General features: G+C 58.4%; 20 protein-coding genes. 11 read left to right on the forward strand and 9 right to left on the reverse strand.

Translation table 11 applies throughout. The features are described from left to right. Nucleotides 1-21 precede the first annotated feature (21 nt). Nucleotides 22-846, forward strand: a complete 825-nt coding sequence (locus GRI44_RS05195; RefSeq protein ID WP_202386144.1) for a mechanosensitive ion channel family protein — start codon at nt 22-24, stop codon at nt 844-846. Between the two features lie 29 nt (nt 847-875). Beyond that, nucleotides 876-2,099 (forward strand): MFS transporter, encoded by a 1,224-nt coding sequence (locus GRI44_RS05200; RefSeq protein WP_232842970.1) that lies wholly within the window; start codon nt 876-878, stop codon nt 2,097-2,099. Nucleotides 2,100-2,124: 25 nt separating this feature from the next. Here GRI44_RS05200 and GRI44_RS05205 read toward each other — a convergent pair whose 3' ends face one another. Then, entirely contained in the window at nt 2,125-2,733 is a 609-nt protein-coding gene (locus tag GRI44_RS05205) for a 2-hydroxychromene-2-carboxylate isomerase (RefSeq protein WP_332872364.1), read from the reverse strand. Between the two features lie 233 nt (nt 2,734-2,966). On the opposite strand from GRI44_RS05205, the gene GRI44_RS05210 reads away from it, so the two are divergent. The 5 genes from GRI44_RS05210 to GRI44_RS05230 all read left to right on the forward strand — a co-directional run bounded on the left by GRI44_RS05210 (nt 2,967) and on the right by GRI44_RS05230 (nt 7,600). Beyond that, complete coding sequence (locus GRI44_RS05210; RefSeq protein ID WP_160600344.1) at nt 2,967-3,968, forward strand: NAD(P)H-dependent flavin oxidoreductase; 1,002 nt, start codon at nt 2,967-2,969, stop codon at nt 3,966-3,968. Nucleotides 3,969-3,986: 18 nt separating this feature from the next. Beyond that, nucleotides 3,987-5,183: an acyl-CoA dehydrogenase family protein gene (locus tag GRI44_RS05215; RefSeq protein WP_160600345.1), complete on the forward strand. Its 1,197-nt coding sequence runs from the start codon at nt 3,987-3,989 to the stop codon at nt 5,181-5,183. 26 nt (nt 5,184-5,209) lie between these two features. Further along, nucleotides 5,210-6,319, forward strand: coding sequence for an acyl-CoA dehydrogenase family protein (locus GRI44_RS05220; protein ID WP_160600346.1), 1,110 nt, complete (start codon nt 5,210-5,212; stop codon nt 6,317-6,319). Nucleotides 6,320-6,341: 22 nt separating this feature from the next. Next, nucleotides 6,342-7,076 (forward strand): SDR family NAD(P)-dependent oxidoreductase, encoded by a 735-nt coding sequence (locus GRI44_RS05225; RefSeq protein ID WP_332872365.1) that lies wholly within the window; start codon nt 6,342-6,344, stop codon nt 7,074-7,076. Between the two features lie 185 nt (nt 7,077-7,261). Next, nucleotides 7,262-7,600, forward strand: coding sequence for a hypothetical protein (locus tag GRI44_RS05230; protein ID WP_160600347.1), 339 nt, complete (start codon nt 7,262-7,264; stop codon nt 7,598-7,600). 88 nt (nt 7,601-7,688) lie between these two features. Here the strand turns inward: GRI44_RS05230 and GRI44_RS05235 are convergent, their stop codons facing one another. Genes GRI44_RS05235 through GRI44_RS05245 form a run of 3 tightly spaced genes read right to left on the reverse strand, consistent with a single transcriptional unit; the run spans nt 7,689 to nt 14,415 of the window. Continuing rightward, nucleotides 7,689-7,850 (reverse strand): hypothetical protein, encoded by a 162-nt coding sequence (locus GRI44_RS05235; protein ID WP_160600348.1) that lies wholly within the window; start codon nt 7,848-7,850, stop codon nt 7,689-7,691. Further along, complete coding sequence (locus GRI44_RS05240) at nt 7,850-12,100, reverse strand: translocation/assembly module TamB domain-containing protein (RefSeq protein WP_160600349.1); 4,251 nt, start codon at nt 12,098-12,100, stop codon at nt 7,850-7,852. Before GRI44_RS05240 ends, GRI44_RS05235 begins: the two co-directional genes overlap by 1 nt. Continuing rightward, nucleotides 12,100-14,415: an autotransporter assembly complex protein TamA gene (locus tag GRI44_RS05245; protein WP_232842971.1), complete on the reverse strand. Its 2,316-nt coding sequence runs from the start codon at nt 14,413-14,415 to the stop codon at nt 12,100-12,102. The genes GRI44_RS05240 and GRI44_RS05245 overlap by 1 nt, the downstream gene beginning before the upstream one ends. 174 nt (nt 14,416-14,589) lie before the next feature. On the opposite strand from GRI44_RS05245, the gene GRI44_RS05250 reads away from it, so the two are divergent. Continuing rightward, on the forward strand, nt 14,590-15,654 hold the full coding sequence (locus GRI44_RS05250; RefSeq protein WP_232842972.1) for a YihY/virulence factor BrkB family protein: 1,065 nt from the start codon (nt 14,590-14,592) through the stop codon (nt 15,652-15,654). A 106-nt stretch (nt 15,655-15,760) separates the two neighbouring features. Here the strand turns inward: GRI44_RS05250 and GRI44_RS05255 are convergent, their stop codons facing one another. The 4 genes from GRI44_RS05255 to gntA form a co-directional block, all read right to left on the reverse strand. Then, complete coding sequence (locus GRI44_RS05255; RefSeq protein ID WP_160600351.1) at nt 15,761-16,699, reverse strand: glutaminase; 939 nt, start codon at nt 16,697-16,699, stop codon at nt 15,761-15,763. A gap of 154 nt (nt 16,700-16,853) precedes the next feature. After that, nucleotides 16,854-17,072, reverse strand: a complete 219-nt coding sequence (locus GRI44_RS05260) for a hypothetical protein (protein ID WP_160601301.1) — start codon at nt 17,070-17,072, stop codon at nt 16,854-16,856. A gap of 27 nt (nt 17,073-17,099) precedes the next feature. Next, a complete protein-coding gene (locus GRI44_RS05265) occupies nt 17,100-17,273 on the reverse strand; it encodes a hypothetical protein (protein ID WP_160600352.1) in 174 nt (57 codons plus the stop codon). Further along, entirely contained in the window at nt 17,270-18,025 is a 756-nt protein-coding gene (gene gntA / locus GRI44_RS05270; RefSeq protein WP_160600353.1) for a guanitoxin biosynthesis heme-dependent pre-guanitoxin N-hydroxylase GntA, read from the reverse strand. The genes GRI44_RS05265 and gntA overlap by 4 nt, the downstream gene beginning before the upstream one ends. A 211-nt stretch (nt 18,026-18,236) precedes the next feature. Here gntA and GRI44_RS05275 point away from each other — a divergent pair, with 211 nt between their 5' ends. The 3 genes from GRI44_RS05275 to GRI44_RS05285 are packed head-to-tail and all read left to right on the forward strand — an operon-like array spanning nt 18,237 to nt 22,365. After that, nucleotides 18,237-20,315, forward strand: coding sequence for an HAD-IIB family hydrolase (locus tag GRI44_RS05275; RefSeq protein ID WP_160600354.1), 2,079 nt, complete (start codon nt 18,237-18,239; stop codon nt 20,313-20,315). Beyond that, nucleotides 20,312-21,457, forward strand: coding sequence for a glycosyltransferase family protein (locus tag GRI44_RS05280; protein WP_160600355.1), 1,146 nt, complete (start codon nt 20,312-20,314; stop codon nt 21,455-21,457). The genes GRI44_RS05275 and GRI44_RS05280 overlap by 4 nt, the downstream gene beginning before the upstream one ends. Next, complete coding sequence (locus GRI44_RS05285) at nt 21,454-22,365, forward strand: glycosyltransferase family 2 protein (protein WP_160600356.1); 912 nt, start codon at nt 21,454-21,456, stop codon at nt 22,363-22,365. Before GRI44_RS05280 ends, GRI44_RS05285 begins: the two co-directional genes overlap by 4 nt. Here GRI44_RS05285 and GRI44_RS05290 read toward each other — a convergent pair. Further along, complete coding sequence (locus GRI44_RS05290; protein ID WP_160600357.1) at nt 22,299-23,435, reverse strand: glycosyltransferase; 1,137 nt, start codon at nt 23,433-23,435, stop codon at nt 22,299-22,301. The two genes, GRI44_RS05285 and GRI44_RS05290, sit on opposite strands and share 67 nt — an antisense overlap. Nucleotides 23,436-23,531 lie beyond the last annotated feature (96 nt).

Here is a 23,531-nt window from a genome sequence, read left to right on the forward strand (position 1 = left end):
ATAGTCGGCCAGTTGCGCAGCATGGCCGAAGGTTTCGCAGCGTCTTTGCCCAGCATTGCCATTGCCATCGTCGTCATCATCATAACGGCAATTGTGGCGCGGTTCGCGGTGCGGATTGCCGATGCGATGACTGGCAAAAGCAGCATCCGGCCCAGCCTTAAGAACCTGATTGATACGCTTGTGAAACTGGCCATCTGGCTGGTCGGTCTGATGATAGCGCTCATCATCATGCTGCCAGGGTTTACGCCCGCCAGCCTGATTGCGGGCCTCGGCATCGGGGCGGTTGCCATCGGCTTTGCGTTTCAGGACATTTTCGAAAATTTCCTGGCCGGCGTGCTGATCATGCTGCGCGAGAAAATGCGGATTGGTGATGTGATTGAGTGCGAGGGTATTTCGGGCAAGGTTGAACATATTACCTTGCGCGAAACGCATATCCGGAAGCTGTCGGGCGAAGTCACTCTGGTGCCCAATTCCATATTGTTCAAAAATCCGGTGCAGATACTGACCGATCAGACCCAGCGGCGTCATGACATCGTTGCAGGCGTTTCCTACGATACCGATCTTGACCATGCCGCTTCTGTCATCCGCAGCGCGGTTGAAAAAATTGACGGGATCGACAGTGAAAAAGGCGTGGATGTGTTTGCCAGCGAATTCAATTCCAGTTCGGTGGATTTCACCGTGCGCTGGTGGGCCGGTTCAAAACCGCGCGATATGTGGGTGACGCGCGATGCTGTGATCCGGTCCATCAAACGCGCGCTGGATGATGCCGGGATCGAGATTCCATTCCCTTATGTCACGCATACGTTTAAGGGGCCTGTGCCCATCGGCACTTGCAAACAGGACTGACTGCACAATCATGAACATGGTGCGCCAATTTGCGCTCGTCTGAAACTGTCCGGAAATATCTGACGGCAGGGCAGGAAATCGTGCTCGCAGCAGCGGGCGGCGTGATGGTGGCCAACGCCTATTACATTCACCCCATCATTGCCGAAGTCGCCGCGTATTTTAAGGTGGATGAAGCCACCATTGGTCTTGTCCCTGCGCTCAACCAGATTGCGCTGGCGCTTGGCATATTTCTCATGCTGCCGCTGGGCGATAAATTCAGCAATCGCACCTTGTCGATCTATTTTGCAATCGGCCAGACAGCGTCACTGTTGCTGATGGTGTTCGCGCAGGGTTTCTGGATGTTTCTGGCCGGGTCAACCGTGCTCGGCTTTTTCACCATCACGCCCTATCTGCTGACTGCCTATGCGTCCAAGCGGGTCCGCCCTGAACGCCTGGGCGCGGTTACGGCAAGGCTGACCGCAGGCACAATTCTGGGCATTCTGATTGCGCGCACCGGCGCTGGCATGGTGGCCGAGTTTCTGGACTGGCGGCTGGTTTACGTCATCGCGACGGGCCTGATGGTGGCAACCACGCTTTGCCTTCCCTTCATCATGGAAGGCCGGGCAATCAGCGCGCAGACAGCGGCCCGGCCACGCGAAGAAGACGGGTATTTCGCCCTTGTCCTGTCACTTTTCCCCTTGCTGCGCCAGCATCCGCAAGTCCTCCTATCGGGCGCGATCCAGGCGCTGAACTTCGGCATATTCCTGTCCGTCTGGCTGGGTCTTGCCCTGCATCTGACCAGCCCGGAAATGGGATATGGGGTCGACATAGTCGGCTATCTTGCGGGTTTTGCAGCCATTGCCATTTACGCAACGCCGCGCATTGGCGCATGGGCGGACAAGGTCGGCGCGGAACGGGCGCGGCTGACCCTGTCCATCATCCAGCTTGGCGGCGTGGTCCTGCTTTATCCTTTTGGCGCAAGCCTGTGGCTGCTCATCATTCCGCTTCTTGTGATGAACACCGTAGGCCCCGGCATCGATGTGTCCGGACGCATGACTTTCCTGTCACTGGCGCCAGCCATACGCACCCGCCTGATGACGGGATATATTGTCGTCATGTTCGTGGGCGCGGGTCTGGCCAGTTGGGCAGGAACGGCTGCCTATGGGTGGGCCGGATGGACGGGCAATGCCATTATTGCACTGGTGCTCTCGGCGACGCTGGTCATGCTTTCCGCCTATGCGCTACGCCTCAAACGGGCAGCGGCCTCACACTAATATTTGGCCATAAACAGCCAGCGCATCAGCCTTTGCGGCGAAGCATTTCTTCTTCGACATCGCGCAGGCGGTCCTTGCCGAAATAGAGGGCGTCGCCATCGACCAGAAAGGAAGGGCTTCCAAATACGCCCTTCTCCACCGCCGCGGACGTATTTTCCGCCAGTCTGGTTTTGACACCATCTGCCTGCATCAACGCGCCCAATGCCCCGGCAGGCAGGCCAGCCTTCTGCAAGGCAGCGGCAATTACATCGGGCGCATCCATTTTAAGCCCGCGTTCCCACATGTCGGCAAAAACACTTTCGACATAAGTATCAAACACCCCCAGTTCCTGCGCAGCAATGGCGCCGCGCATGATTGGCAGAGTGTTGACCGGAAAATGCGGATTGAGCTGGAACCGATTCAAGCCATGGCGGCTGATAAAACGCCGCATTTCCATCTGCTCATACGCCAGCTTGGCGGGAATACCGGCAAATGCCATCATGGGTGACTGGTTGCCGGTCGCCTTGAAAATGCCGCCCAGCAAAACGGGCACATGGGTGAATTTTTCACCCGTTCTGGCTTCGATGGCGGGGATGACCTTATGGGCAAGATAGGCGTTAGGACTGCCAAAATCGAAGAAGAATTCTACTGCCACGATCGCCCGCCTCCTTAGTCGCTGCCGATGAAGTTCAGCCTGCGTGCCTATCTGATCAGGCTTAATCGACAAGCGAAAAACACGTGCCGTAGCGGCAATCGGGCGTGCAGGATAATGCGCCTTGACCCCTTCTGGCATCGCGTTCAGGTAAATATCAAGACAGGTGGCCGGCTGACCAGCGCCCAGACGCTGATTGGTGCCAGCCATGCTGCGGGAAATGGGAGAACAGCACAATGCAGACGCGCATCACCGAGCTTTTCGGGATCGAACATCCGATTATCCAGGGCGGTATGCATTGCGTTGGCCTAGCTGAACTGGTCGCTGCGGTTGCCAATGCTGGCGGTCTTGGCATGATCACTGCGTTGACCCAACCCACCCCTGAACATCTGGCGAAGGAAATCGCCAAATGCCGCGACATGACTGACAAGCCGTTCGGCGTGAACCTGACTTTCCTGCCTTCAGTCAGCCAGCCCGATTACCCAGGGTATGTCCGCGTCATTCTGGAATCCGGCATCAAGGCGGTCGAAACCGCAGGCAACAACCCGGTTCAGGTTTTGCCGGCGCTGCACGAGGCAGGCGTCAAGGTCATCCACAAATGCACATCGGTGCGCCACGCGCTGAAGGCACAGTCCATCGGCTGCGATGCGGTCAGCGTGGATGGGTTTGAATGCGGCGGCCATCCCGGCGAGGACGATGTGCCCAACATGATCCTGCTGCCCCGCGCGGCCGATGAACTGGAAATACCGTTTGTCGCATCAGGCGGCATGGCGGACGGGCGCTCGCTTGTCGCATCACTGGCACTGGGCGCTGACGGCATCAATATGGGCACACGCTTCATTGCCACCAGGGAAGCGCCTGTTCACCAGAATGTGAAAGACGCCATCGTCAATGCGAGCGAGCTTGATACGCGGCTGGTCATGCGCCCGCTGCGCAATACAGAGCGGGTGATGAACAATGCCGGTGTCGAACGTCTGCTGGCCAAGGAAGCAGCGCTGGGCGATGCCATCACCTTCCAGGATATCGTCCCTGAAGTGGCCGGTGTATACCCCAAAATCATGTATGATGGCGAGATGGATGCAGGCGCGTGGTCCTGCGGCATGGTCGCCGGGCTGATCGACGATATTCCAACCGTGCGCGAATTGATCGAACGCACGATGGCAGAAGCAGAAGACATCATTCGCGGCCGCTTGAGCGCGATGGTGGGACATCAAGCCGGCTCTGCCGGCACCAACTGAAACTGAAAAGGCGAACTGATGGATCTTTCATTTTCCCCTGAAGAACAGGCATTCCGCGACGAAGTGCGCGATTTTCTGAAATCCGAATTACCAGCGCGGCTGTCTGACAAAGTCCGCACTGGCAAACATCTGGACAAGGCGGAAATCGAGGAATGGCAGGCCATCCTGTCGCGCAAGGGCTGGCTCGCCCCGCACTGGCCCAAGGAATATGGCGGTCAGGGCTGGTCCGTTGTGCAGCGCTATCTCTACGACATCGAAACATCGCAGGCCCATGCACCCCATGTGGTGCCATTTGGCCTGTCCATGCTGGCGCCGGTGCTCATCGCATTTGGCAGCCAGGAGCAGAAAGACCATTGGTTGCCCCGGATGCTGAATGGGGACGACTGGTGGTGCCAGGGTTATTCCGAACCGGGCGCAGGATCCGATCTTGCCAATGTCAGAACGGCAGCAATCCGCGATGGCGACGAATATGTGGTCAACGGGCAGAAGACATGGACCACGCTGGGCCAGCACGCGAACATGATGTTCTGCCTTGTGCGGACAGACACCGATGGTCCGCGCCAACAGGGCATTTCCTTCCTGTTGGTGGATATGGAAGCGCCCGGCGTGGAAGTCCGCCCCATCATCACGCTGGATGGCGGACATGAAGTGAACGAAGTGTTCTTCACCGACGTGCGCGTTCCGGCAGAAAATCTGGTCGGCGAAGAAGGCAGAGGCTGGACCTATGCCAAATATCTGCTGACCTATGAACGCACGTCCATGGCGGCCATCGGATCATCCAAGGCTGGCCTTGCCTGGCTGAAAAGCATTGCCCGCGCCGAAATGGCCAATGGCAAGCCACTGATTGAGGACGCGCTGTTTGCCGCGCGCCTTGCCCGCGTTGAAATTGAGCTGGCCAACCTTGAAACCACCACCTTGCGTGTGGTTGCGTCTGCTGCGCAAGGCGGCGCGCCCGGGGCGGAAAGCTCGATCCTGAAAATCAAGGGTTCGGAAATCCGGCAGGAAATCAGTTCGCTGGCCAGACGGGCTATCGGGCCCTACGCCCAGCCCTTCCCGCCCGAAATTGACGTGGAAGGCAGTAACGAGCCGGCCATCGGCCCCGACTATGCCGGTGTCATCACGCCTAACTATCTCAACCTGCGGAAACTGACGATCTTTGGCGGATCGAACGAGATCCAGAAAAACATCATCAGCAAAGCCGTTCTCGGGCTTTAAGCCTGCGACCGCGAAAGGCAGAAAAAATGGATTTTACACTTTCCGATGACCGGCAGGCGCTGGTCGATGTATTGGGCCGCTTCATCCGTGAACGTTATACGCTGGCATTGCGGCACAAGGCATCGCAGGATGCGCCGGGTCATGACCAGGCCACTTGGCAGCAGCTGGCTGAAATTGGCGTCATCGGCGCATTGTTTGACGAGGAATTCGGCGGTTTTGCCGGCAGCCCCTATGATCTCATTGCGATTTTTGAAACACTGGGTCACGGCCTCGTTTCCGAACCTGTGATGCCAGTGCTGATGGCAGGCACCATTCTGGAACAGGCGCGGCCAGACCTGCTGGAAGATATCATCGCCGGGCAAAGCATTGTGGTGCCAGCCCTGTTTGAAGCAGGCGGCAGGTATGACCACACCATCATCCAGACACGCGCGGTAAACACCGGCTCGGGCTTTACGCTCGACGGGTCAAAAGCAGTCGTCGCCCATGCCGAAGCGGCCAATGCGCTAATCGTGTCAGCCACAGACGAAAGCGGCAGCGCGGGCCTCTACCTTGTGCCAACCGATGCAGAAGGCGTGTTCATACGCGGCTATCCCGGCAATGATGGGTCACGCGCCGCGGAGATAAGCCTGACCAATGTGGCGCTGGATGAAGGCGCACGGCTCGGCGATATCGCCTTGGCCGATGCAGCAATCGCCAAGGGCCGCCTTGCCTTATGTGCAGAAGCACTTGGCATTGCCGAATGGCTGAAAACCGCCACGCTGGATTATCTCAAGACCCGGGTGCAATTCGGCAAGCCGATTGGCAGTAACCAGGCACTGCAGCACCGGATGGTGGAAATGGTCGTCCGTATCGAACAGATGCGTTCTGCGGTCATCAATGCTGCAGCAGCAATGGATGGCAACGGGGGCGGAACCGATACGACAGCCCGCGACCGTGCGATTTCCGCCGCCAAATATACCGTCGGCAACAATGGCATCGAAGTGGCCGAGGAATCGATCCAGATGCACGGCGGCATCGGCATGACCATGGAACTGGATATGACGCATTTCGCAAGGCGGGCGGTTCTCATCGATCATCAGTTGGGTGATGCGGACCATCATCTGGCCAGTTACATCGCGTCCGCCGCTGCGGCCTGACAGGGCACCAACGGCACTGCTTGTGGCAGAAATCATCCCACGAAACGCCAGCGTCGCAATTGTCGGCGCTGGCGATTATATTGGCGCTGCAATCGCCCGAAGGTTCGCCCGCGAAGGCTATATCGTCTTTATGGGGCGCAGAAATGGCGAGAAGCTGGAGCCTTTGAAAGCCGAAATCGAGGCTGCCGGTGGCAGGGCCGTGGCCTGCACTCTGGATGCGCGCGAGGAAGATCAGCTGACTGCCTTCATCAATCAGGCAGAGGACGCAGCACCGCTCGAAGTGGCCATTTTCAATATCGGCGCCAATGTCAATTTCCCCCTGCTGGAAACCACGTCACGCGTTTTCCGCAAAGTCTGGGAACTGGCATGCTTTGCCGGGTTCCTGACAGCCAGGGAAGCAGCGCGGGTCATGCTGCCACGGGGCCATGGTTCCATCTTCTTCACTGGCGCGACCGCGTCGCTGCGTGGCGGCTCGGGCTATGCCGCCTTTGCCAGTGCCAAATTCGGCAATCGCGCAGTGGCGCAGACCGCTGCGCGCGAACTTGGCTCCAAGGGTATCCATGTCGCCCATCTGATTATCGATGCAGGCGTGGATACTGAATGGGTCCGTCAACGCATGGCGGACGCTGGCGCATTGGCTGGCCGAAAATTGATGAGCCCGGATTCGGTTGCGGAAGCCTATTGGCAATTGCACCGTCAGCCAGACGATGCCTGGACTTTTGAGACAGAAATCCGCCCTTCGACAGAGCCGTGGTGACACTCCGCAATTGCGGGCAAAGCCGCCCCTTGGCAATTTTGCCGCCAGCCTTCAGGCACTAAAGTGCGTTTTCCAGCAGGACTGATGGTTTTTTAAATCCCGCCAAAATGATTGCGGCGGTGGTAATGCCCGTTGCGCCGCTCTATTGCGGCTTCGACGCTTCAGGCAATTCAGGTGTGATAATCATGGCCCGCAAACATTCAAAACGTGGCCACTATGATGAGCCTGAGCAACCAGATGAGGTTGCCGCGCAGCCTGAGCAATGCTGGTTATGTGCGCGTCCCCTGGGCAAAACCATTGTCTGGCATCATCCGGTGCCAAAAAGCCGGGGTGGGCGCGATGTCGTGCCGATGCACCCCATTTGCCAGCAAACGCTGATCGCCAATTTTACCAACACCGAATTGCAACGCCACGCCATGGATGTCGAAGCGCTGCTGGACAATCCCAACGTCCGTAAATTCGTGAATTGGGTGGCCAAGAAAGACCCTGATTTCAACGCCACCACTGCGAAAAAGCAGCGCTAACCCATCATCGTTCTTTCTGGGTTCTTGCCGTGCCGCGCCTGCCGCGAGTGCTGATCAGGCAAATGTCCGGACTGGCAGCGTCTTGGCGCTATTCGTCCCCCAGATTTTTATCGATGTCCCGGCTCATTGCCTCGATCCGCTTTTCCGCCTGTTCAAACCGGTAATCAAAACTGCTTTCGCGTTCCTTTCGCAAAACCACAGTTCCGATCAGGGCCAGCGTCAGGATCACCAGAACAACGATCACGCGCATCAGTAATTCTTCTTGTAACGCACATTGACATTGGTGCCCACGGCGCCCCCTGCCTGGCTGAGGACTGATAGTGCAGGCGTCAGGCTGATTTCAAGCTGCGTTGCGGTAAAGCCGCGCGCATCTGTGATGACTTCCAGATAAATATCGTCCGTAATATATTTGCCTGCCGCCAGTGCTGTGCCCTGGCCCGTGGTGTCGTCCGGCCCGACAATCCGCAGCCGGTCGAACCCGGTTGCCGAGCGTAATTTGCCAAGCGGGTTCAAGCCGCCGCCTGTTCCGCGCAGCGAATTGAGCGATGCAGCCAGTTGCACCGCCTGAATTGCGGAAAGATTGCCAACCGAATTTCCGAACAGAATGCGCGACATGATTTCGTCCTGCGGCAAGCCTGGCGTGCTGGAAAATGCGATCTGCGGATTGTATGCCTGACCGCTGACATTGACGTTGACCGTTATGTCTTCGATCTCTTCGGTTGCCACCAGTGTGATTGTCGGATTGAGCGTCCTTCCGCCGGTGAAACCGACCCGGCCTTCCGTCAGTTCGAATGACTTGCCTGCAAAGCCCAATGTCCCGCGGATCAGATTGACGCTGCCCGACATGCGCGGCTCTGCACTGGTGCCCGAGACTTTGAGGTCAGAACTCCATTCGCTTTCCAGCCCCATCCCCGAAACATACAGCTTCTCAGGCGCGACAAGATCTATGTCGAGACGCACCAGATCCAGCAGCCCGCCCGATAGCCCAGCAGGCTCGTCGCCTGTCACACGCGGCCTGCCGCGCGGCGGCTTGAAGCGCACACCGGTGAGTTCAGGCACTGCGGCTGAACCCTGGCGGATAAGCTGATAACGGGTTTCGGGAAGCAATATCCTGCCTGCCAGAAGTGCGGTCTGCCCCGCCTGCTTGGTAAATGCCAGCGTGCCTGTTGCCGTCGCGCCGAGCGCTTCGCTCCGGGCGAGGCGCGCGTTTTCCAGCCTGACCTGCACATCCATCGGGTAGCCGCTATCGGCAGCAAGACTGACATATCCCGCAGCAGAAACCTTGCCATCGCCAGCCACGGCATCCAGCTGTTCAATTTCCAGCCTGTCGCCGGTAAATCTGCCACGAACGGCCATGTTGGTGAGGCGGGTGCCGTATGTCTGGTTTTCATACGTCAGATTGTTCGCCCGAATGATACCAGCCAGCGATGGCCGCGAAACACGGCCGCTGAAATCTGCAGCCACACCCAATGCACCGGACAGCCGCTGGTCCGGTTGACCGGCCAGCGAAAACAGCGTGTCTGCCGGGCCATTGTAACGGATGCCGCCACTCAGCGGCGCTTCCATAAGGCGTGTCATCCACAGACCGCTGCCGGGTGGTAACGGGGTAAGTGCCGCATTCATGCGCCCGATAACCGTGCCGCGCCGCCTGATTACAGCGCGCGCTGCACCGCCATTTCCCTGCAACTGCCCGACGATATTCACATTGACCGGCTGGCTGACCGATACCGCTGTTGTGCGCGAAAAATTCGTGATCGTCATGCGCGCATCGGCGCTGGGGAAGGCACCGTTACCCGCCAGCGCGAAGTCCAGGCTGCCGGTTGCTTTCCCGCCAATGCCAAGGCCCGGTGAAAATGCGTTCAGAATGGCCAGATCAAGATCATCGAGGCGGCTTTGCAATTTGATACCCTGGCCGTAATTCCCGGCCACGCGAATATTGCCCTGGCCAAAATCGATCCGGGTAGGCAGCAGCTCATATGTTCCGTTACCCGGAATAATGCGCGCAGGTGACGTAGTTGTGAACGCTACACCGCGGACCTTGCCCTGTAGCGATGCACGCCACAATTCTGGCTGCAGATCGGCATTGCCGGCAATGCGGAATGGCACGCCGCTGGTGCCTTCGGCAAGAAATTTGGCATTGCCACGTCCGTCACGGTAATCAATCAAAGCCCGCATTGCGTTGATGTTGAGCGAACCATAATCGGTATTGGCCAGTTGCACGTCTGCCACGACTTCAGGCCGGTCATACATAACAATCCGCGCATCCACGATCGCTGACCCGATCCGCAAATTTGCCGGACCGGGCAGAACCGTATTGCTGGCCCGCAAATTGACCACAGCAGACTGATATTGTCCGGCCGCGCTTAATCTCACAATGCCGCCAAGTCCGCGCCCATTGGCATCCAGTTGGCCGATAAATGGCCCGGCCGCGCTTTGGCGGACCTGTCCTGACAAGGCGATGCCAGCAATATCCGCACGGTTGATTGTCAGCGCCAAAGGCCCACGACCGGTGGCCACGGTCACGTCAGCCGTGAAGGCGCCGTAATCTGTCCGCCCGCTGGCATCGATTCGGTAATTGCCGTTTTCGCCGCGAATGTCCGCGGTCAGGCCGGCAAGGCCGATGCCAAAGCCGGGACTGGCAGCCTTGATTGTGGCGCGAGGGTTTGAAATTGTGCCTGTCAGCGTCAGGCCAAGCGGACCGTATTGCTGCGAAATGGCGCTCGCAACCAAGTCTATCTGGCCCGATTGGGAATAGCTGCCGCGGCCATCTGTAATCCGCAACAATGGCGAATTCATCCGCACATTGGCAAAGCGGGCCACACCGTCACTGCCATACCGCACATCCGACGAAGCAGTAAAATTGCCGCCGAGATAGGTCTCCAGATTGTCATTCAGCAACTGGGTCGAACGAGTGCGGACCTTGCCCACCAAGGCAAAACCGCCGCCATTTTCAGATGTCAGATCAATATCTGTTTCAATGTTGAAGACACCGACGCTTTCGATGCGGTAATTATCGATCTTGCCGTCAATTGCGCCTGTGTAAAGGCCGGTCGATGTATCGGCGAGGAGGATCAGATTGGCATCAATCCGGTCCGAACGCATCCGCATATTGTCCGACAAGATGCGCGGGCCTTGCACTGCAATATCGCCATCCAGCCGGATATTGGAAAGCGTGCCGCCGGCGACTGTATCCAGCCCCGTGATCCGCGATGCGGTTGCTGAAATGGGGATGAGAATGCTGGATGTATCAATCCGCACGGCGCCTTTTGCGCGCAGGTTCTCAACCCCCATGTCGTTCATGACAATGCGCGCTGCATTGATGTTATATTCCGCCCGCGGGGATGCAAAGGGGCCGTCCAGCGTGACCATCGCGCGCAGCCCGCTACCGCGCAGGTTGGGTGCAAGCGCGGAAGGCTTGAGCAGTACGAAAGCAGCTTTGAAATCGTCAAAGCTATTGTCGGACAGATCGATCAGGCCATTGGTGACAAGGTTGAAAGCATCACTGAAAATGCGCCCTTCGACCGTCGCCGTGCGTTCGTTCAGCGATGCAGTCAGATCAAGGTTGGTTTTCTCGCCGAGCAGCGCGGCCGTGGATGGCGGGGCGAAGCGTGCAAGGCCTGCCATACCCTTGAAATTGAACGTCCCGTCGGTGCCGGTCACAGCGATATCGGCCAGGCTCCTGCCAGCAAGAGCGGCGGTCAGCTGGCCGTTCCATTTGGCCCAGCTTCCCTTGCCCGCAAGCTTCATCTGTAGCGGTTCTGTCAGCCCGGCCAGCGCGGCAATCACCCCGTCACCCGGCGCATTGAGGTCAAGGTCGAGATCAAACCTGTTGTCCTCAGGAACCGCGTCCAGCTTCAATGCAAACCGGTCACCGCCAGCGCGGCCCTGCCCCGCTAAGGTTGCGCCGCCCAAATCAACCTTGGCACGGCCGTCGGAAATTTGCACATTGCCTGCCAGCGTTGCCACGCGGCGTTCGCCGGAAACCGGTGCCTCAGCAATGAACTGGCCAATTTTCATCTCGCCAATATCAATGTCATAATCAGGCAGCAGCGGGTTTTCACTTGGCGGCGTATCCAGAAATTCCGGCAGCCGTTCCAGCGTCATGGTTTCGGCGGTGAGCGACCGGATATCAATATGGCTGTTGATGAAGGCGAATGGGCGCCAGTCTACCGCAACTGCCGGTGACCTTAGAAACACGCCCTTGGTATCCGACACTGTCAGGCCGCGAACTGTCATGTCGCCGTAAATCGAGCCGTCGATCCCTTCAACGCCGATTTCCATGCCGTTTTCAAATTCCAGCGCCTCGATTTGCTGGATGATGAAATTGCGGCCCGGTTTTGTATTCAGCCCCAGCAGAACGAGGCCCACCAAAGCAACCAGGCCGAGCAAGGCGAACAGGACAATCTTTGCGATCCTGCGCGGCCAAACCGGGCGATGCGTAACTTCTGAAACCGCTTCAGGATCAGCGTTGGCTGCGTCTTCGATATGCTGGTCGGCCATCAGAATGCCTGTCCGATGGAGATGTAGACGTTGATCAGGCTCTCACCTTCTTTGCGGCCGATGGGGGTTGCAACATCGAAACGCAGCGGTCCGAAATTGGTATAATAACGCCCGCCGATACCTGCGCCGTAGCGCATATTGGTGAAATCAGGCGTCGAACTTTGATACACCTGCCCTGCATCGACAAAGGCGACCACCCCGAAATCTCCGAACCGGTAACGGACTTCTGCCGCAACCTCGTTCACGCTCAACCCGCCGATTGGCCTGATGAGAAACTCGGCATCCTTTTCATCCGGATCAGTGGCATCAAACCGGGGATTGGGTTCGAACACCTGCGGGCCCAGCTGCTGATAGCCAAACCCGCGAACCGAACCGCCACCGCCAGCATATAAACGGCGCGACGGCGCGATATCTTCGCGGCTAACGCCCTGTATCGAACCCACGCGCACGCGCCCGGCCAATACGATGGATTCGCCGGCCTGGTAATATGTCGAAGCGTTGAGCAGCCCGCGGGCATATGGGCTGAAACCGTCTTGCAGCGACCCTTCCGGCTGCACCAGCAAACTCAGGCGGTAGCCCTTCGTCGGATTGAGCAAATCATTGGATGTGTCGAACCCGATCTGTCCGGTCAGCGCGCCGATGAAATAGGTGCGATCAACCCGTTCGCCCAAATCAAGATCGAAATCCTCTTCGATCGAGCCGATGATTTCCGCGCCGTAAGCATAGGTCAGCTTCTTTTGCCAGATGGGGGTGGAGACATAGCTGACCAGACCGCCCAGCCTGCCAGTGAACGCCTCAAACGCGTCATAATCTGAATGCAGTGCGTTAAGCCCGAACTCCACGGTCCGGTCCCGCTGCCCGGCATTGGAACGGCGGAAACTTACGCCTGCGCCCTGTTCCTGCGTCCCCAAAACCGCCGATGCGGTCAGCGCACCTTCCGGCGGAAACAGGTTCCGGTGGCTCCAGCTGCCTTCCAGCCTGAAGCCCTGACCTGTGCCAAAGCCTGCACTGCCAGCGATGGTTCGCGGCGCGCCGGCTTCCTGATCGACTGCGATCGTGACAAATTCGCTATCTGCATCAGCGGCGTCGCCGGTGCGTTCGGGCGTGACCGATACTGTGCTAAGTAAGCCCGTGGCGATGAGCGCCTGGCGCAGATCATCAACCTTGCGGCTGTCATACAGCTCGCCTTTTTTAAACCTTGCCAGCACTTCCACATGATCGGCGCCAAACGCCTGGTTACCAGTGGTGGCAAAACCGCCGAAGCGCGCCCGCGGTCCGGTTTCAACCGGCAGGGTATAGACACCGTCGGCCGTTTCCTGATCAAGCAGGATGTCACGCTGGCCGACCTTTGCGAAGGGGTAGCCTTCCTGCGGCAAAGCAATCGCCACCTGCGCTTCTGCGCCCTGAACGCGCGCCGCAACAATCGGTTCGCCAATCTGAAGCGCGAGATTTTCCTGAATCAAACCTTCCGGTATGGTCGGTTCAGCCTCGACGTTGATTTCGGCAAAGGTAAAGCGTTCGCCGGCTGCCACATCGAGCACCGCCAGCAGCGGCTGGCCGTTGACTTCCGGTGACCGGTCGATGCGGGTCGTGACCTTGGCATCATACCACCCTTCTGACCGAAGTATCCGCTGCAACAGTGCGCTGTCTTCGGTGACGCGGGCCGCCAGCATGGCAACGTTGGCCGCTTCGCCATCGGCAGCTTCCAGCGCTGAAAGATCGTCAAACATGCCCGCAATATCGACATCTGACGCCGCGTCTACCGTTTCCAGTCCGTTGATCTGCGTGCCATATTTGACGACCAGAATTTCGTCATCGCTCGCATCCTCTGCAAACTTGACCTCTTCGACTTCGAACGATTCCAATGGCGAAAGCGGCGCCGCCAGCTCGGCATCGCGGATGGGGGCATCGCCAATTTCTTCAACCCGGTCACCGTCCGCCAGTTCGGGCAGGCCAAGTGGCGCAGCAGCGTCTTCTGCGGGTTCAGCGTTGGCCTGTTCAGAAGCGAATTTTCGTTCAAACTCGGCTATGGATTCCAGTTCACCGCCCAGTTCCGGATCCTCTTCTGCCAGAACCGGGATGGAGGAATTGAATTCCTCATCCGAAATGATGGGATCGACTGGCGGCAGGTCGGCATCAGCAGGCGGCGGAGGAACCGGCACTTCACCAGCCCGCAGTTGATCGTCCTGCTGGGCTTCAACCAGAGGGGCGCTTTCTGGAGGGCCAGCATCCTGTCTGGCTGGTTGGTCCGCAGGGGTCTGGCTGGCTGAAAACTGGTCGGCTGATGACTGGGCAGCTGCGGACTGGGCTGTCAAAACCAGCGCCAAGGCGCTAGCGTATGAAATATGCAGTGGCGCGAAGGCACATTTTCGCGTGCGGAAAGTTGCTCTTGAAAACATGCGAACCACAAATGCCTTTGTTCTTGAATATTAAATGTGCCTGAGAGGAAGAATTGTTTGAATTCCGCGCCATCGCTTGACACGCCCGACATGAACCTGGGGCTTTCCGACGAAGTTGTTGAAGGTATAAAGGAAAAACAGCCCGGTGCAATGGCAGCATCTCCGCACACTTTGCCGTGGGATGCGTGGAAACAGATTGGCAAGCGCATCTGGGTGATGTCTGGTTTCCACAATCTTTCGCTTCTGGCTGCGGGCACGGCGTTTTTCGTTTTTCTGGCTATCACACCCTTACTCGCCGCCACGGTGATGACTTATGGTTTGCTCGGCAATGTCGAGACCGTTCAAAACCAGATGAAATCTGTGGCAGGCTGGATGCCGGCAGAGGCTGCCAGCATGATCGAAACGCAATTGATGGCTGTGGTTACCACCAGCGCCGGTGTAACCGGGCTGACTTTGGCCATATCGCTAATATTGGCGATATATGGCGGAATGCGGGCCGCCACTGGCTTGATAGGCGCGCTCAACATCATCAATTCCGAACATGAAAGCCGCAATATATTTTCTGTTACCTTGCGCGCAGCGGGCCTGACACTGGCGGCAATTCTCATCGCCATGACCGGTCTTGTCAGCGGCGGTGTGGTGGCATGGCTGCAAACCCAGACAGCCACGCTGATCGGCCCAATGGCCGAGACTGGATACAAGGTGCTCACCTGGGCAGTCGCCATGGTATTGGGCACCTGTGGTTTTGCCCTGATCATGCGCTATGGCCCGGACCGGCGCGCTGCCAAATGGCGCTGGCTGTCGCCCGGGTCATTTCTGGCCACTTTCGCCTGGGTCGCGGTATCTTTCGGCTTTTCGCTATATGTTCGCTACGTCAGCGATTATAATGCGACCTATGGGTCTTTATCGGCGGTTGTCGTGTTCCTGATGTGGCTGTTCCTGACCAGCTATGCGATTTTGCTGGGCGCGCTGCTTAATGCCGAAATAGAACGTCAGACGCTGATCGACACCACTGTGGGCGCGGACCGGCCGATTGGGCAGCGCGGCGCAGTTATGGCTGACAGCGCGGTCAGTGTGGCCCCCAACTCAAACCTTCTGGAGAAAAAGCGAGTCCGCCATGCGGCGCGCGCAGCGCGTAACGCATCAAAAACCTGAGCGGCGTTCCTGCGCCAGAAAAGCCGGGGCGGTCTTTGTAATATTTATCCGTTGGCATGATGCGGCGGGGCCTGTTGGGCGTCACCAGACCCTGACGGCTGACGGATCAATTGGGTTCGAACACAGACCAGCCCGTGCGCTGCACCAGCCGTTCAAGCGCCAGCGTTCCCAGTTGCGAATTGCCGCGTTCGTTCAGGCCCGGTGACCACACGGCGATTGATGCGACATGCGGGACAATTGCCAGAATACCGCCCCCCACGCCAGATTTGCCCGGCAGGCCTACACGAAACGCAAATTCGCCTGATCCGTCATAATGGCCGCACGTCATCATCAGAGCGAGGATGCGCCTGGCACGGCCCGGGGTCACCACCGACAGGCCCGTATCCGGATTGATGCCGCCTGCCATCAGGAAGCGGCCCGCCAGGGCAAGCTGGTGGCAATTCATCGACAGCGAACATTGGTTGAAATAAACGCCAAGCGTTTTTTCGACCGGGTGATGTATATTGCCAAAAGCCCGCATGTAACTGGCAAGCGCCACATTCCGGTTGCCGGTTTCACATTCGCTGCGCGCTACCTGCTCGTCTATCACAATAGTATCATCGCCAGTCAGCATGCGCATGAAGCGAAGAAATTCGGCAATCACCGCGCTCGGCTCGTGGCTTGCAAGAAGGATGTCCGACACCACGATTGCGCCTGCATTGATGAAGGGGTTGCGCGGAATGCCCTGCTCCCATTCCAGTTGGACAATCGAATTGAAAGCGCTGCCCGATGGCTCCCGCCCGACCCGTTTCCACAGCCCATCGCCAACCGCACCCAGCGCCATTGTCAGGGCAAACACCTTGGTGATGCTCTGGACCGAAAATTGCATCTGCGCGTCACCGGCGACGAAAGATCGACCCTCCATATCGACAATCGCAATGCCGAAATGGTCTGATGATACCGAGGCAAGATCAGGAATATAGTCGGCAACGCGGCCGCGATCCAAGGCCTGCGCCATTTCCTCGGCAATATCCTGGACGACAAGCTCCAGTGGATCGTGTTTCATCGGCGTGGAGCTTTCAAGTGGCGGGTAAGCTGGTGGAATGAGCGGGGTCGTCGCCACTCATAGGTGCAAAACCCCGCTTCAACCACAGGTCGATTTCGCCTTCTGCACGCGACCCGCCCGGAACGCCGAAAGCCGTGCGTTCACTGCTTGATATTTATCCGTCTTGTGCGGGCAAATTAAGTGAGCGGCCCATGGTCCAGTTGGTGTCCATGCGGACTTTGGGATTGGGAGCGCACCAGATTTCACCGGTCGAGGTAATCGCCGTCACCCAGATCAGATTATGTTCCTGCCCATAGTCGATCACGGCAATCGCATAGCCTGCGCCCTTATCGATAACAGTCACCGGGATAGTCGGGTTAAGCTGGGTCAACATCGTGCGGGGTTCTTTCAAACAAGTATCTTACGTGTTCGGCAATATGTCCGGCAATTCATCGACGGCCATGGTGCCCACTTCAGCCTGCAGAAGGGTGCTGGAAGAATACTGCCAGCCAGCAATGGTTTCCAGAATTATCATGTAGGCGTCCGGGCTTACTATCAAACCAGGTTGCGCCATGTGGACGATAGGCTGCATCATTCTGCCTGCTCGCGCGGATTGCTGAACGGGCATGACCAGTCGTCATCCACCAATCGCCCGCTATACTGTGCCGCAGCGCTCTTTTCGCCATGCCGCCCGAGCATTGGATTTACGTCACCCGCCAGCTTTCGGTCGCGGTCCATAATGGTGTCCCGCATCCGTTCGTAGCGCTGTTCCTTGCGCAGGTTTTCAAACTGATCGTGCAGGTTGAAGACCATCACCGGTCGTTCAAAACGGCGGGCAGGACGCGAAGCTGCCGGGTGCAGGCCAACCACGAAATACGCCCGTCCACCGAAACTCAGAGCGAAATGCGGATCATCAGGATCGCCGCTGACGGCACTGTCGGCACTTTGTCCAAGCCAGCTATCCTTGTCGGACAGCGACTGGATGCGGGCCCACATATGCTGTTCGAACACCTGTTCCGACATTGTGCGGGACCGGCGAAAAACGATTGCCAGCGACCGGAGACCAGCGGGATCACTGTCGTAATCCTTCGACCATCTCAGCAGTTCGCGGTGAATCGGCAGATCATCCCAGCTGCTGGTCAGATCATGGCAGATCAACGTCTTCAACGTGCCCCGGGCCAATGCAGATTTTGCCCCGACGCAAGGGAAATTGCGGTCCTTCACATGCCTTTCAAACGCAGCAGCAAGACGGGCGTCCTCATCGGCGTCTGCAGCAAGCGAACCCGGCTGACTGGCAGAGCGACCGGTGGGGCGAACGGAAGCGTGAATGGGATGGTCATCAAACATTATCGACTGCACATGGGACCGCCCCCTGCCCGCCGCCACCAAACAAAGTTTATGCTCCGTATAGGGGCGGCAGTACGGCAATTGTTTTACCAATGTAATTCAACGCATTAACGCTGCGTAGTCTACCCTTTCATAACAAAAGCTACCTATGCGAATTTCGCCGATGGTGCCATTTTGTTCTCCTTATTACGAGTTGAGACAGGGATAGCATATGCGAGTTATGGCGTTGGCGCTGGGTGGGTGCCTGACTGCAAAACCTGCCTATGGTCTCACCGAAGATACAGGCGGCCACATCACCTATATATTGGGCGCGATGCGTGCGCTCGCTGCCCGTGAAGACGTTACTGCGGCCGAGATTGTCACACGCCTGATCGACGATCCATCGCTTGGGCGCGAATATGCAGCGCCGATGGAAAACGTCGGGCCAAAACTTACCATTACGCGCACCGATAGTGGCAACCGCGCATACCTCACCAAAGATGCGCTCGCGGCTGACCGGCCCAATTTCACCAGCGCATTGCTGGCGCATTTGCGCAGCCGCGATGTCCTGCCGGATTTGATCCATGCACATTTTGCCGATGCTGCCGAAGTTGCACGCGCGGTGCGGGAGGAATTCGGCATTCCGTTTATCTATACCGCGCATTCGCTGGCCAAAGACAAGGCGGCAGCCTGCGTCCAAGGGACCGATGCGCTCGGCTTGCGCATCGCGTTGGAGCGTGATGCAATGATGGCGGCAGACTGTATCATCGGTTCTTCCCGGGATGAGTGCGAGCGGCAGATACAGGACTATGGTCCCATTGGTCCCGGCAAGGTCCAGCGGATCAGGCCCGGGATCGATCAGGCACCCGCTTCGTCTGCCGATATTGCAAAGGCGCGGACCCTCATCGCGCCGTTTCTGCGTCAGCCGGAAAAACCTGTTATTCTGGCTATCGCGCGGCCGGTAAGAAAGAAAAACCTGACTGCCCTGGTGAAGGCCTATGCGCAGAACCCGGTGTTATCAGCCAAGGCCAATCTCGTAATTCTTCCGGGACTGCGGCAATCCATCGAAGCCGGAGAAGCTGAACAAGTCGCAGTCATGCGCGAGCTTGCGGATCTGATCGATCGGCATGATCTGCATGGCCGCGTGGCCTATCCGCGCCAGCATACGCAAGACGATGTGCGCGGCCTGTACGGCCTTGCGCGGCAACTTCGCGGCGTGTTCGTCAACCCGGCCCTGATCGAACCGTTTGGTCTGACTATTCTGGAGGCTGCTGTTCACGGCCTGCCGGTTGTTGCAACCTGCCACGGCGGGCCAGTCGATATTCTCAGCGAAATTGAACATGGCCTGTTAGTCGACCCTTACGACACGAAGAAAATCGGTTTCGCGATCGAACGGTTGCTGTCGAATGACGCGCTGTGGCAGGCACTTTCCAGCAATGCCGAGGCGCAGATTACGCAGATGGACTGGCAGGCCTATGCCGCGGCGTTCATGGATCTTTCGCGCAAGATCGTTTCCGGAAATCCAGCCGCGCCAGAAAGTGTGACGCCAACGCAGCTTCTGGTCTGCGATATCGATAATACTCTGACCGGATGCCGCGAGGCTGCCGCCCGGTTCGTGCGCTATCTGGCCGCAAGACCGGATATGGCTTTTGGCGTCGCGACGGGCCGCTCGCTGGTGGAGGCGCAGCGGATATTGCGTGAATGGAACCTGCCGGAACCTGCGGTTTTCATCACGTCGGTGGGGTCGGAAATCTATTGGCAGACGCCCGGCGGCCTGCACTATGATTCTGCGTTCAACGACCGGATTTCAGGGGGGTGGGACGCCGATGTAATTGCCGGCTGCCTTGCCGATTACGAATTTTTGCGCCCGCAATTGCCGATCGAGCAGCGGCGTTTCAAGCGAAGTTTCACCTGCGGCAGCCAAGGGGCCGAACTGGCATCTACCCTGCTGCGCGAAGCGGGGCTCCCGTGCAAAACGATATTCAGCCACGACAAATTGCTGGATGTGTTGCCCCAGCGCGCAGGCAAAGCCGATGCAGTCCGGCACGTGGCACGCGCGCTGGGCATTCCCCTTGGCGCGGTCATTGTTGCAGGCGATAGCGGCAACGACCTGGAAATGCTCGAGAGCCACAAGGCTGCCATCGTGGTCGCCAATGCGGAGCCTGCGGTTCTGGCGCTCGATCACAAGCCCCATGTTTACGTTGCGCGTGCGCGATATGCCGATGGGGTGATTGAAGGGCTCGACGCGCTCGCCCGGTCGGCTGGAAAATGTGCCGAAATGCGTGCATCAGCAATGGAGCAAGCTGCATGAGCAGGTCCGCCAACCCGATCGGCTATTTCGTCCATCATCAGGGACGCGGCCATGCCGAGCGCGCTGCAACCATTGCAAATGCGCTGGCGGGCAACCGTCAGATCGTGCTGTTTTGCGCGCGCGATGATATTTTCCCGCAATTGGCCGACAATGTATCGATCATCAGGATTCCATCGCTGTTCGAACCCTGTGACAGCAATACGCCCGCCATGGATGCATATCCATTGCCCGAGACATTGCATTGCGCGCCGCTGGGCTGGCAGACTGTGACCAAAGCTGTCGCGGAGATTACGCAATGGTTCGCCGAGAGTGAGCCGAGCCTTTTCATCACTGATGTATCGGCAGAGCTTGCCCAACTGGCGCGTATCGCATCTGTCCCGCATATGTGCGTTCTTCAGCACGGTGACCGTCATGATGCTGGCCATATGGCAGCCTATGAAGGGGCAGCCGCTTTGCTGGCACCGTACGCGGCCGATCTGGAACAATCCGACCGGCCGAGATGGATGCGGGAAAAAACGCTATACGCGCCGGGTATCGGCGTGGATGTCAGCAAAATCATCAGCCGGGAAGCGGCGCGCAAACGGCTGGGCCTTGCCCAGGATGTGGAACTGGTCGTGGTGGTGGGCGGCGGCGGCGGGACTGGCCTGCCATCGGCGCCGCTTACATTGGGCGCGCGCGCGGACCCTGCCAGCCAATGGGTCAGCCTGGGCAAAATACAGACCGAATGGCATGAAACGCCGCCCGACAATCTGAAACATCTGGGCTGGGTCGATAATCCGGAAGACTGGATCTCAGCTGCGGACCGCGTGGTTTCAAGTTGCGGGAATACGACTGTCCACATGATTGCCGCAGCAGGCAAACCCTGGGTCATGATCCCCGAATGGCGATATTTTGCCGAACAACTGCGCAAGGCCGAAGCACTGGACCGAGCCGGTGTGGCCGCTTTTGCCCGTCATTGGCCCGCCAGCGCTGCCGACTGGCGGCAGCTTTGGCAGGCCGCCGATGAACTGGAACCTGCCACCCAGCGCGCTATTCTGGATGACGCTGTTGCGATGAAAACAGCGGCCAGTGTCGAACAGCTTATCTGCCAGCTATGGGCGCCCCGCCCCACGGCCATTACCATGAAGGCCACATCAGCATGACCATTTCCATCTGCACCCTTGCCCACGGCCGCGACGATCATTTGCGCAATCTCTTGGCTGGATTGAATGTGAGCAGACAGATGCCGGGCGAAGTGGTCATCGCAGTCATGCAGGATACGCTTTATGACCTGCCTGATGTGGGCTTTCCCGTGCGGCAGATCCTGCTGGGAAGCAGCGGCATACCCCTGGCCGCAGCACGCAACCGAGCCGCGGCAGAGGCCACCGGTGAGACGCTTGTCTTCCTGGATGTCGATTGCATCCCGCATCCGGATCTGATTGATGACTATATCGCCGCGTGCAGCGCCGGGCCGGGTATCGTAATGGGTGAAGTCGCTTATCTGCCTGCATCAACCGACACAGCCTCGCTGGATTTTGCGATGTTCGACAAGGTCGGCTGCAAGCATAGCGAACGCGCCGGTCCGCCCGAAACACTGATTGGAAAATGCGGCGATTATCGGCAATTCTGGTCCCTGAACTTTGCTATGCTGGCAACAGATTTCGCGGCGATCGGCGGGTTTGACGAACAGTTTACAGGCTACGGCGGTGAAGACACGGATTTTGCGCGTCAGGCGACAAGCGCGGGACTGGATGTGTGGTGGGCGCGCGGGGCAAAGGCGTACCACCAGTATCACCCCCATCACATGCCGCCGGTGCATCACCTCGATAGCGTTATTGCCAATGCCCACCGCTTTTTGGACAAATGGGGCGAACCAACGATGCAGCACTGGCTGAGGGCATTTGTGCTGATGGGCCTGGCTGAAAAGCGGAATGGCCGCTGGGTGAAGCTGCGCGATCCGGGCGAGCATCACCTTGCCCTCACCCGTCAGCAGGAAAATCAGCCTTACGCCAGCAGCAGCGTGGTCTTGAAAGCACTGGAGGCTGAACTGTCGCCGCCTGTTCCAGCCTGAGCTTTCATGGCTGCGCAATAGCATCGCTCATACCCCGCAATCATCTGGGTGATCGAAAAGCATTGTTCGGCCCGCTGTCTGCAAACAGATGGGCCGGGCAAATCTGGCTCCTGCATCGCACGGGCGAGCGCCGCAATATCGGCCGCCGGCACAATAATGCCGCACGGCCCCACGACTTCGCGCAATGCTCCCCTGTCAAAGGCGAGGACTGGCACGCCGCTCGACAATGCTTCTGCTGCGACAAGTCCGAAGGGCTCGTCCCACATCGGCGTCGCGACCACAGCCCGCGATGCTGCGACAGCCTCGTGCAACTGCGGGCCGGAAAGATGGCCCAGATACCGGATCTTGCCAGTCAGATACGGGGCGATTTCTACTTCGAAATAAGCGCGGTCTTCTATCGTGCCGATTATATCGAGCGGCCGATCGGCGATTGCAGCGCTTTTGATTGCGAGGGCAAGACCCTTGTTCGGCGTGATCCTGCCGTACCACAGCAACCTGTCATGCCGCCTGGCTGACGGCTGCCAACGTGTCAGATCAATGCCGTTATGCACCACAGACAGGTTTGGCGGATCGTCCGCAGACCAAAGCCCCTTTTGATGCCGAGAGGTCACCGTGATTTGCTGGCGTTCATCGCCAAGAACGCCATGCACCTTTTCTCGCATGGCCTTGAACGGCGGGACATGCTGCGATGTCACCATGGCAATGCCATCCCGGACCGCCCAATCGATTACCTCGGGAAACAGGGAGTTGTTATGAACCGCGTCAAAATTTCCGCTGGCGATGCAGTCCCAGGCCAGGCGAAATGCTGACAGTTGATAAGCCTGAAGCGCATCGGACCCGGCAAACCGCTCACGCGGGTAAATCTCCTCGCAAGGCTGTGTGCAAATTGCCTTCAGGTTCGGCAGATCGGAGCCGCCAGCGGCAAACGAGGTGACCGAATGGCCCGCTGCATCCAGACCGCGCGCCAGCCCGTGAAAATGCGATTCCATCCCGCCCATGAAAGGCGGCGCTATGGGATGCCGGATATGGGCGATCAAGGCGATGCGAATGGTGAAAATCCCGAAGGGCAAGGATGCGCTCCCTACCCTATCTGCCGCACCGGCCAAAGCCCGATCAGGGTGACCCAACATAAGTTATGGCAAACTTGAATACTGGGCGGTGTCCAT

Origin of the sequence: Allopontixanthobacter confluentis (genome assembly GCF_009827615.1) — a bacterium.
Lineage (GTDB): Bacteria > Pseudomonadota > Alphaproteobacteria > Sphingomonadales > Sphingomonadaceae > Allopontixanthobacter > Allopontixanthobacter confluentis.

Excerpts from the sequence above, each read along its gene's own strand:
- GRI44_RS05195 (WP_202386144.1), top strand. The coding sequence starts at position 22 with ATGGCCGAAGGTTTCGCAGCGTCTTTGCCCAGCATTGCCATTGCCATC.
- GRI44_RS05210 (WP_160600344.1), top strand. The coding sequence starts at position 2,967 with ATGCAGACGCGCATCACCGAGCTTTTCGGGATCGAACATCCGATTATC.
- GRI44_RS05215 (WP_160600345.1), top strand. The coding sequence starts at position 3,987 with ATGGATCTTTCATTTTCCCCTGAAGAACAGGCATTCCGCGACGAAGTG.
- GRI44_RS05220 (WP_160600346.1), top strand. The coding sequence starts at position 5,210 with ATGGATTTTACACTTTCCGATGACCGGCAGGCGCTGGTCGATGTATTG.
- GRI44_RS05230 (WP_160600347.1), top strand. The coding sequence starts at position 7,262 with ATGGCCCGCAAACATTCAAAACGTGGCCACTATGATGAGCCTGAGCAA.
- GRI44_RS05235 (WP_160600348.1), bottom strand. The coding sequence starts at position 7,850 with ATGCGCGTGATCGTTGTTCTGGTGATCCTGACGCTGGCCCTGATCGGA.
- GRI44_RS05240 (WP_160600349.1), bottom strand. The coding sequence starts at position 12,100 with ATGGCCGACCAGCATATCGAAGACGCAGCCAACGCTGATCCTGAAGCG.
- GRI44_RS05250 (WP_232842972.1), top strand. The coding sequence starts at position 14,590 with ATGAACCTGGGGCTTTCCGACGAAGTTGTTGAAGGTATAAAGGAAAAA.
- GRI44_RS05255 (WP_160600351.1), bottom strand. The coding sequence starts at position 16,699 with ATGAAACACGATCCACTGGAGCTTGTCGTCCAGGATATTGCCGAGGAA.
- GRI44_RS05260 (WP_160601301.1), bottom strand. The coding sequence starts at position 17,072 with ATGTTGACCCAGCTTAACCCGACTATCCCGGTGACTGTTATCGATAAG.
- GRI44_RS05265 (WP_160600352.1), bottom strand. The coding sequence starts at position 17,273 with ATGATGCAGCCTATCGTCCACATGGCGCAACCTGGTTTGATAGTAAGC.
- gntA (WP_160600353.1), bottom strand. The coding sequence starts at position 18,025 with ATGTTTGATGACCATCCCATTCACGCTTCCGTTCGCCCCACCGGTCGC.
- GRI44_RS05275 (WP_160600354.1), top strand. The coding sequence starts at position 18,237 with ATGCGAGTTATGGCGTTGGCGCTGGGTGGGTGCCTGACTGCAAAACCT.
- GRI44_RS05280 (WP_160600355.1), top strand. The coding sequence starts at position 20,312 with ATGAGCAGGTCCGCCAACCCGATCGGCTATTTCGTCCATCATCAGGGA.
- GRI44_RS05285 (WP_160600356.1), top strand. The coding sequence starts at position 21,454 with ATGACCATTTCCATCTGCACCCTTGCCCACGGCCGCGACGATCATTTG.